The organism is Burkholderia sp. Ax-1720 (assembly GCF_011753035.1).
Classification (GTDB): Bacteria; Pseudomonadota; Gammaproteobacteria; order Burkholderiales; family Burkholderiaceae; genus Burkholderia; species Burkholderia gladioli.
The window spans coordinates 1-10,061 of the sequence record NZ_VWWK01000216.1 but is presented as its reverse complement, the minus strand read 5'-3'; the positions used below and the strand labels follow the sequence as shown (position 1 = coordinate 10,061).

The window sequence follows — 10,061 nt, the reverse complement described above, 5'->3', positions numbered from 1 at the left end:
GCGTGTCGCGGTCGCCGCGCGCTGCGCGACCGGCTCGGGTTCCGCATCGGGCTCGTCGGCCGGCGCGGCGGCGGCCGGCAGTTCGTCGGGCGCGTCCTCGACATCCTCGGGCAGGGCGTCGCCGGTGGCGTCGGTGTTCGTCTCGTCGAGCGAGACGCGTTCGCGCGCGCCCAGCTTCGCGGCCGCGATCAGGGCCGTGTGCGGCGGCAGCTCGATGCCCTCGGCGGGCAGCGCCTCGCCCTCCACCTCGGGCCGGCTGCTGTCGGCCAGCACGCGCCAGTCCAGCACCGGCGCGGGCGGCACGAAGCGCAGCGGCTGGGCCGAGCCGTTGAGCATCAGCAGCAGCGCCTCGCATTCGCCGCGGCGATCGGGGCCCACCCGGCGCATCGTCAGCGCGCGGCGCTCGCGGTCCTGCCAGGCCGGCACCGAGACGCTCTCGCCGCGTTCGTCGAACCAGTCGATCTCGCGCAGACCCGGCGCCGCCTCGCGGTCGCCCGAGGGATAACGCGGCTCCGACAGCAGCGGATGCTCGCGGCGCAGCGCGGCCAGCCGCGCCACGAAGGCGCTCAGTTGGCGGCCGTCTTCGCTGTCGGCCAGCTCCCAGTCGAACCAGGACAGTTCGTTGTCCTGGCAATAGGCGTTGTTGTTGCCGCGCTGGCTGCGGCCGAACTCGTCGCCGCCGAGCAGCATCGGCGTGCCGAGCGCGGCGTACAGCGTCACCAGCATCGAGCGCGCCACGCGCGCGCGTACCGCGCGAATGCCGGCGTCTTCCGTCTCGCCCTCCACGCCCCAGTTGGCGCTGCAGTTGTCGTCGCGGCCGTCGTGGTTGTCCTCGCCGTTGGCCTGGTTGTGCTTGGACGAATAGGCGACCAGGTCGGCCAGCGTGAAGCCGTCGTGCGCGGTCACGAAGTTGATCGAGGCCCAGGGCCGCCGCCGCTGGTGGTGGAAGATGTCGGCCGAGCCGGCCAGGCGCGCGGCCAGCTCCGGGCGCATGCCGGCGTCGCCGCGCCAGAAGCGTCGCACCGTGTCGCGGAAGCGGTCGTTCCATTCGCCGAAGCCGGGCGGGTGGTTGCCGAGCTGGTAGCCGCCGGGGCCCACGTCCCAGGGCTCGGCGATCAGTTTTCGGGTGGCCAGGATCGGGTCCTGGCCGAGCGCGTCGAAGAAGCCCGAGCCCTTGTCATAGCCGTTCGGCTCGCGGCCCAGCGTGACGCTCAGGTCGAAGCGGAAACCGTCGATGTTGAAGGCGGTGCACCAGTAGCGCAGCGAGTCCATCACCATCTGCAGCACGCGCGGATGCGAGAGGTTCAGGGTGTTGCCGCAGCCGGTCTCGTCGATGTGCAAGCGCGGGTCGTTGGGCTGCAGCCGGTAGTAGCTGGCATTGTCGAGCCCGCGCCAGCACAGCGTGGGCCCGAGCTGGTTGCCCTCGCAGGTGTGGTTGTAGACCACGTCGAGCAGCACCTCGATGCCGGCCGCGTGCAGCTGGCGGATCGCGATGCGCATCTCGTCGAGCCGGCGCGTCGACAGGTAGGACGGCTCGGGTGCGAAGAAGCCCAGCGTGTCGTAGCCCCAGTAGTTGCGCAGGCCGCGATTGACCAGCGCGCGGCTGTGCACGAAGGCATGCACCGGCAGCAGCTCGATGGTGCTCACGCCGAGCCGCAGCAGGTGCTCGATGAACTCGGGCGAGCCGAGCGCCGCGAAGGTGCCGCGCTCGGGCTGGCGCAGCCCGCCGCGACGCATCGAGACGCCGCGCAGGTGGGTCTCGTAGATCACCGTCTGCGGCCAGGGCACCTCGGGGCGGCGGTCGTCGCGCCAGTCGAAGGTCTCGTCGACCACCACGCACTTGGGCATGGCCGGCGCCGAATCGCGCCGGTCGATCGAGAGATCGGCGCGATTCGAATGGAGCCGGTAGGCGAACAGCGCGTCGGACCAGCGGAACTGGCCGATCAGCTTGCGCGCGTAGGGGTCGAGCAGCAGCTTCGAGGAATTGAAGCGATGGCCGTGCTGCGGCTGGTAGGGCCCGTCGGCGCGAAACGCGTAGACGGTGCCCGGATGCGCGTCGGGCAGGTAGCCGTGCCAGATCTCGTCGGTGCACTCGGGCAGGTCCAGCCGCGCGATCTCCTTGCGCCCGGTCGCATCGAACAGGCACAGCTGGATGCGCGTGGCATGCGCCGAGAACACCGCGAAGTTGATGCCCAGGCCGTTCCAGTTCGCGCCGAGCGGGTAGGGCCTGCCCGGTTCGAGTCGGTCGGCGGTGGCTGCGCGCATGATGCTGCTCTCCTGGTTCGTCGTCGTTGCTCGTGTCGTTTCGAAGCGGCTGGCTGCGCGAGGGCGCGGCTCGCGCGGGCCTCAATCCGGGCGCAGCCACAGCGTGGCCAGCGGCGGCAGGCGCAGCTCCGCCGACCAGGACTGGCCATGCGCCGGCACGTCCTGCGCCTGGAGCGCGCCGCCGTTGCCGCGATTGGTGCCGCCGTAGGCCGCGCTGTCGGTGTTGAGCAGTTCGGTCCAGCGCCCGCCCGCCGGCAGCCCGACGCGATAGCCGTCGCGCGGCACCGGCGTGAAGTTGCAGATGGCGACCAGCACGCGGCCGCTGTCGTCGCGGCGCTGGAAGGCGTAGACGCTGTTGTTCGCGTCGTCGCCGACCAGCCAGCCGAAACCCTCGGGCCGGCTGTCGAGTTGGTACAGCGCCGGTTCGTCGGCGCCCAGGCGGTTCAGGTCGCGCACCAGGCGCTGCACGCCGCGGTGCGCGGGCGCGTCGAGCAGGTCCCAGGGCGGCTGGCCGTCGTGCGAGAACTCGCCGGGCTGGGCGAACTCGCCGCCCATGAACAGCAGCTTCTTGCCGGGATGGGCCCACATGAAGCCGTAGTAGGCGCGCAGCGTGGCGAAGCGCTGCCAGGCGTCGCCCGGCACCTTGGCCACCAGCGAGCCCTTGCCGTGCACCACCTCGTCGTGCGAGAGCGGCAGCACGAAGCGTTCGGAGAAGGCGTAGACCAGGCCGAAGCTGAGACGATCGTGATGATGACGGCGATGCACCGGGTCCTCGCCGAGGTAGGACAGCGTGTCGTGCATCCAGCCCATGTTCCACTTGAAGTCGAAGCCCAGGCCGCCGTGCTCGATGGGCGCGGTCACGCCGGGCCAGGCGGTCGATTCCTCGGCGATGCTGAGCACGCCGGGCGGCGCGAGCGGGCCGTGCAGCGTGTCGTTGAGGCTGCGCAGGAAGGCGATCGACTCGAGGTTCTCGCGCCCGCCGTGCACGTTCGGCACCCACTCGCCCGAGGCGCGCGAGTAGTCGCGGTAGAGCATCGAGGCCACCGCGTCGACGCGCAATCCGTCGACGTGGTGGTCGCGCACCCAGGCCAGCGCCGCGGCGATCAGGAAGCCGCGCACCTCGTGGCGGCCGAGGTTGAAGACCAGGGTGTTCCAGTCGGGATGGAAACCCTCGCGCGGATCGGCGTGCTCGTAGAGCGCGCTGCCGTCGAACTGGCCGAGCCCGTGCGGGTCGGTCGGGAAATGCGCGGCCACCCAGTCGACGATCACGCCGAGGCCGGCCGCGTGCGCGCGGTCGACGAAGCGCGAGAAGCCCTCCACCGGCCCGAAGCGCGCCGAGGGCGCGAACGGCGAGAGCGGCTGGTAGCCCCAGGAGCCGCCGAACGGGTATTCGGCCACCGGCATCAGCTCGATGTGGGTGAAGCCCATGCCGGCCGCGTAGGGGATCAGCCGGTCGGCCAGCTCGTCCCAGCTCGGCGCGCGCGGCGGATCGCCGATCCTTTGCCAGGATTCCGGATGGACCTCGTAGACCGACATCGGCGCGCGCTCGGCATCGATCTCGGCGCGGCGGCGCATCCAGTCCTGGTCGTGCCATTCGAAGCTCGACCGCGCCTCGGCGTCGGCCACCACCGAGGCCGTCAGCGGCGGCGCCTCGGTGGCGCGCGCGCAAGGATCGGCCTTGAGCGGCAGCACCGCGCCCTCGCGCGTGCGCAGCTCGAACTTGTAGCGCACGCCGGCGCCGATGCGCGGCACGAACAGCTCCCACACGCCCCAGGGGCGGCGCAGCCGCATCGGGTTGCGGCGCCCGTCCCAGGCGTTGAAGTCGCCCACCACCGAGACCCGCGCGGCGCTCGGCGCCCACAGCGCGAAGCGCACGCCGGGCACGCCGTCCACGCTCGTCGGCCGCGCGCCGAGGCAGTCGAGCCCGGCCAGCGGGTCGCCCCCGGCCCGGCGCGCGAGGCGGTCCTCGGCCAGCAGCGGGCCGAAGGCATAGATGTCCTCGACCTCCTGGGTCACGGTCATCCAGTCGATCGAGAGGCGGTAATCGGCGTCGTCCTCGAGCGTGCCGGCGAAGCAGCCGGCCGGCGCCACGCGCGCCAGCTCGCCGAGCACGCGGCCGCCCTCGCGCGCCACCGCGTGCACGCGATGCGCGCCGGGCAGCAGGGCGCGCACCACGGTGCGCTCGCCGAGGCGGTGCTTGCCGAGGCAGGCGAACGGGTCCGGGTGGCGCGCGTCCAGCAGCGCGTCGATATCGGACAGGTCGAACAGCGTGTCGCTCATTGCGGGTTCTCCGGCGGGAGCTCGTCGGGTGAATGGGATTCGGAAGACAGGTCGTCCTGGTCCGGGCCGCGGTCGCGGCCCAGCAGTTGCGCGCCCAGCGCGGCCAGCCCGAGCACCGGCACGCTCAGCCAGTCGGGCCGGTTGGCGGCCTCGTAGGCCAGTTCGTAGGCGGCCTTCTCGACCAGGAACAGCATCAGCAGGCGCTCGGCGTCGGCGGGCCCGGCGAACGGCGTGGGCGCGAGCTCGACGGCGCGCCGGTAGTTGGCGAGGAAGCGGTCGGCCGCGGCCTGCCCGAAGCGGTCGAACAGCGCGCGCTTGAGGTCGGCGGTGGGCGCGGGGGCCTTCTCGATCGAGAACTGCGCGGCGGCGCTGGCATACGAGAGCGAGCGCAGCAGGCCCGCCACGTCGCGCAGCGGATGCGATTTGGCGCGGCGCGCGTCCAGCGCCCGGGCCGGCTCGCCCTCGAAGTCGATCAGCATCGCGTCGCCGTGCACGTCGAGCACCTGGCCGAGATGGAAGTCGCCGTGGATGCGCGTGCAGAGCGCGTCGAGATCCTTCGGCAGCAGCGCGCCGAGCGCCGCGAGCAGGTCCTCGCGCGAGGCCAGCAGCGCCACGGCGGCCTCGCGCACGCCGTCGTCCAGATCGTCCAGGCGCGGCGCGAGCAGGCCCAGCGCGCGCTCGACCATCGCGATCGCGTCCTGGGTCCAGCGCGCCACGTGGGCGGGCGTGGCGCGCTCGGGCGCGAAGGCCGGATCGTCGGCGGGCGCGGCCAGCGTCACGTGCAGCTCGCCCAGGCGCGTGCCGATCGCGCCGGCGAACTCGGCATAGACGTCGATCTCGTCGGCCTCGCCGTCGGCTTCCCGGGCATCGGGCGTGGCCGCGGCCGACAGCGCCAGGTCGCCCACCGCGCGCTTGAGGAAGTCGAGCGAGCGGACCCAGGCGTCGCCCTGGTTGTCGACGAAGGCCTGCACGATCGCCACCGTGTGCGGCGTGCCGTCGGCGCCCACGTGCAGCACCTCGCCGACCAGCGCCGGCGCGTTGGCGTAGCCGGCGCGCGTCAGGTGCCGGCTCATCTCGGCCTCGGGATGGATGCCGGCCGCCACCCGCCGCACCAGCTTGAGCACCAGGGTCTCGCCGATCACCAGCGAGCTGTTGCTCTGCTCGGCGGCGAGCCAGCGGATCTCGGGCGCGGGGCCCAGCGCCGGCATGGTTTCGTCCAGCGTCGGCTCGGGCGAGAACACCAGGGTGCCGCCGCCGGTGAGCGGCACGCTGGCGCGTTCGGCCAGCTTGGCCAGCACGCCGTGCGCGAAGCCGGGCAGCGCGAAAGCGTCGGTCAGGTAGCCGACGGTCGGGCCGCGCCGCACGCGCGCCAGCGCCAGCCGCATGAACAGCGGATGCGGGGTCTCGTCGCCCCAGGCGGCGGCCAGCGGCACCACGTAGCGTTCCTCGCGGCCGTCGGAGCGGGCCACCACCTCGGCGTACTGGAACGGCTCGCCGGGAATCGGCGTCACGCAGTCGAAGCGTGCCGCGTCGAGCGAGCGGTCCTTCGAGGCGAACCAGCGGCGCCGCGCGAGCCACTGCGGCAGCACCTCGGCCTCCAGCGTTGCGACCAGCGGCGCGGCCGGCTGCGCATCGCCGCGCCGCATCACCAGGGTGGTGTACTCGGGCAGCGGCTCGGCATGCGGGCGGTGCCAGGCCGGCTCGGCGCCGGTCGGCGAGAGCGAGAACCACAGGAAGCCATAGGGCGGGAAGGTCAGCAGGTAGGGCAGCTCGCCGATCGCCGGGAACGGCGAATCGGAGGTCATCTCCACCGGCACGCTGCCGGCGAATTCGGAGAGGTCGAGCTCGACCGCCTGCGAGGCGCGCGACAGGTTGGCCACGCACAGCACGGGCGTGGCGTCGGGCAGCTCGCGCAGGTAGGCCAGCACCTTGCGGTTCTCGGGGCGCAGGAAGCGCAGCGTGCCGCGCCCGAACACCTGGGTGGCGCGGCGCGTGGCCAGGATCCGGCGCATCCAGTTCAGCAGCGAATGCGGGTCGCGCGACTGGGCCTCGACGTTGACCGCGTCGAAGCCGTACAGCGCGCCCATCACGGGCGGCAGCACCAGTTGCTCGGGATCGGCGCGCGAGAAGCCGCCGTTGCGGTCGGCCGACCATTGCATCGGCGTGCGCACGCCGTCGCGGTCGCCGAGGTGGATGTTGTCGCCCATGCCCAGCTCGTCGCCGTAGTAGACCACCGGCGTACCCGGCATCGACAGCAGCAGCGAGTTGATCAGCTCGATGCGGCGCCGGTCGCGCTCCATCAGCGGCGCCAGGCGCCGCCGGATGCCGAGGTTCAGGCGCGCGCGGCGGTCGCTCGCGTAGGCCTGCCAGAGCATGTCGCGCTCGGCGTCGGTGACCATCTCCAGGGTCAGCTCGTCGTGGTTGCGCAGGAAGATCGCCCACTGGTTGCTGGGCGCGAGCTCCGGCGTCTGCCGCATGATGTCGATGATCGGGAAGCGGTCCTCGCTGGCGATCGACATGTAGATGCGCGGCATCAGCGGGAAGTGAAAGGCCATGTGGCATTCGTCCTCGCGGCCGAAATACTCCTGCACGTCCTCGGGCCACTGGTTCGCCTCGGCCAGCAGCATGCGGTTGGGGTACTCGGCGTCGATCGCGGCGCGGATCCGCTTGAGCACCGCGTGCGTCTCGGGCAGGTTCTCGTTGCTGGTGCCCTCGCGCGCCACCAGGTAGGGCACCGCGTCCAGGCGCAGCCCGTCGATGCCGAGGTCGAGCCAGAAGCGCATGATCTGCAGCACCTCGCGCACCACCGCCGGGTTGTCGAAGTTGAGGTCGGGCTGGTGCGAGTAGAAGCGGTGCCAGTAGTACTGGCCGGCGATCGGGTCGTGGGTCCAGTTGGACGGCTCGCTGTCGACGAAGATGATGCGCGTGCCGGCGAACTTGGTGTCGGTGTCGGACCACATGTAGTAGTCGCGATGCACCGAGCCGCGCTTGGCGCGGCGCGCGCGCTGGAACCAGGGATGCTGGTCCGAGGTGTGGTTGATCACCAGCTCGGTGATCACGCGGATGCCGCGCGCGTGCGCCTCGCGGATGAAGCGGCGCACGTCGGCCAGCGTGCCGTAGTCGGGATGGACGTTGCGGTAGTCGGCGATGTCGTAGCCGTCGTCGCGGCGCGGCGAGGGATAGAAGGGCAGCAGCCACAGCGCGTCCACGCCCAGCGAGGCGATGTAGTCGAGCTTGGAGATCAGGCCGGGGAAGTCACCGATGCCGTCGCCGTTGGAGTCGAAGAAGGACTTCACGTGCAACTGGTAGATGATCGCGTCCTTGTACCAGAGCGGATCGCCGGCCAGGGTGCCGCGTTCGGAAAAGCGCGCCCCGTTGCGGCGCGCGCCGCGCCGGGCATTGCCGGCCCCGCGCTGGAACGGCGCGTGTTGCGGCCCGGGTTGTGACGAATCGTGCGGTTCTTCGCGGATCATCGCTGGTTTCCTTCGCCGGGCTGCGGCGTCGAGGCGGCGCGCCGGGGCGCCTCGGGCGCGATGCGCCAGAGCGCGAACGGCAGCGCATGCGGGTCGAGGTTCACGTATTGGCGGGTGCCGTGCCAATGGTGCCGATGGCCGTTGGCGAGTTCCACGCTGCGCAGCGCGGCGCCCTCGGGCACGCCCCAGCCTTCGTAGAGCGCCGCGTCGAGCATGAAGTCGGTCGACTGCGGCGCCCAGGGATCGAGGCTGATCGCGGCCACGATCACGTTGTCGAAGCCGGGCGTGGCCTTGCGGAACACCAGCACCGAATCGTTGGGCGCGTCGAGGAAGCGGATCCCGAGATGGGTCTGCAGGGCGGGGTTGCCGCGCCGCAGGCGGTTGAGCAGGGCAATCTCGGCGGCCAGGTTGCCGGGGCGGTGCCAGTCGCGCGCGCGCAGCTCGTATTTCTCGGCGTCGCGGTATTCCTCGCCGTCGTCGGTCAAGGGCGCCGATTCGCCCAGCTCGAAACCGCTGTACATGCCCCACAGCCCGGAGAGCAGCGCGGCCAGCGCGGCGCGGATCACGAACTGCGCGCGCGGCGCGTGATGCAGGTAGCGCGGGTTGATGTCGGGCGTGTTGACGAAGAAGTTCGGGCGGAAGAATTCGCGCGCCGGGCCGTCGGCCAGCTCCAGCAGGTATTCGCGCAGCTCGTGCTTGTTCTCGCGCCAGGTGAAGTAGGTGTACGACTGCGAGAAGCCGAGCTTGGCGAGCCGGTACATCATCGCCGGCCGCGTGAAGGCTTCGGAGAGGAACACCACGTCGGGATGGCGCGCGCGCACGTCCTCGATCAGCCAGGCCCAGAACGGCAGCGGCTTGGTATGCGGGTTGTCGACGCGGAAGATCTTCACGCCGGCGTCCACCCAGTGCAGGATCACGTCGCGCAGCGCGACCCACAGCTCGGGCATCGCGTCGCTCGCGTAGAAGTCCGGGTTGACGATGTCCTGGTAGCGCTTGGGCGGGTTCTCGGCGAAGCGCAGCGAGCCGTCGGGGCGCCAGGCGAACCAGCCCGGATGGCGCGCCAGCCAGGGATGGTCGGGCGAGCACTGGATCGCGAAGTCGAGCGCGATCTCGATGCCGTGCGCGTGCGCCGCCGCGACCAGCGAGCGGAACGCGCCGAGCGTGCCCAGGCTCGGATGCAGCTCGGTATGGCCGCCGATCGGCGAGCCGATCGCGTAGGGGCTGCCGACGTCCTCGGGGCCCGCGCGCAGGCTGTTGTTGCGCCCCTTGCGCGCGGTCAGGCCGATCGGGTGGATCGGCGGGAAATACAGCACGTCGAAGCCCATCTCGCGGATGCGCGGCAGGTGGCGCGCCACGTCCTCGAAGGTGCCGTGGCGCTGCACGTCGTCGGCGGCCGAGCGCGGGAACATCTCGTACCAGCTGCCGAAGCGCGCGGCGCGGCGCTCGACCTCGACGAGATGGACGCGGCTGTCGCGCGTGAGCGCGCTGCGCCGGTACAGCGCGGCATAGGCGGCGGCCGAATCGGGCGCGAGCAGCAGGGCGAGCTGGCCGCCCGCGTCGCTGCCGTCGAAGGCCTTGGCCAGCGCCTGGGCGGCGCGCGTGTCGCGGCGCGGGTCCTCGGCCTGGCGCGGGTTCGCCTTCAGCGCCGCAGCCAGCAGCGCGCGCGCTTCCTGCAGCTCCAGCGCGATCTCCTGGCCGGCCGCGTGCTTCTTGCCGATGTCGTCGACCAGCGAGCCCCAGTCGTCGCGCCAGGCCAGCACCCGGAACTGGTGACGGCCGATCCGGTCGAGCGGGATGCTGGCCTGCCAGCGGTCGTTGCCGAGCGGGGCCAGCGGCACTTCGCGCCAGTCGGCCTCGTCGGCCGCGCGGAACGCCACCGCGGCACCGAGCCGGGCGTGGCCGTCGACGATCAGCGTGGCGCTCACGCGCATCGCCTCGCCCACCACGCGCTTGGCCGCGAAGCGGCCGTCGTCGACGCTCGGCTCGACACGCTCGATCGCGATCCGGTCGGCCTCGAGCGCGGCGGCCAGCGCTTCCTGGGCA

At 72.0% G+C, this 10,061-nt stretch carries 4 protein-coding genes; all 4 read right to left on the bottom strand.

Annotated elements, in window-relative coordinates:
* The coding region (gene glgX / locus F3J18_RS32805; RefSeq protein ID WP_240156476.1) for a glycogen debranching protein GlgX at window positions 1–2,265 on the bottom strand (2,265 nt) is incomplete at its 3' end.
* A gap of 81 nt (window positions 2,266–2,346) precedes the next feature.
* A complete protein-coding gene (gene glgB, locus F3J18_RS32800; RefSeq protein ID WP_166916261.1) occupies window positions 2,347–4,545 on the bottom strand; it encodes a 1,4-alpha-glucan branching protein GlgB in 2,199 nt (732 codons plus the stop codon).
* The gene (gene treS, locus F3J18_RS32795) at window positions 4,542–8,018 is read right to left on the bottom strand and encodes a maltose alpha-D-glucosyltransferase (RefSeq protein ID WP_166916259.1); all 3,477 of its coding nucleotides are present in this window, start codon (window positions 8,016–8,018) and stop codon (window positions 4,542–4,544) included. The genes glgB and treS overlap by 4 nt, the downstream gene beginning before the upstream one ends.
* A partial coding sequence (locus F3J18_RS32790) for an alpha-1,4-glucan--maltose-1-phosphate maltosyltransferase (RefSeq protein WP_166916257.1) occupies window positions 8,015–10,061 on the bottom strand: 2,047 nt, incomplete at its 5' end. The genes F3J18_RS32790 and treS, both read right to left, overlap by 4 nt.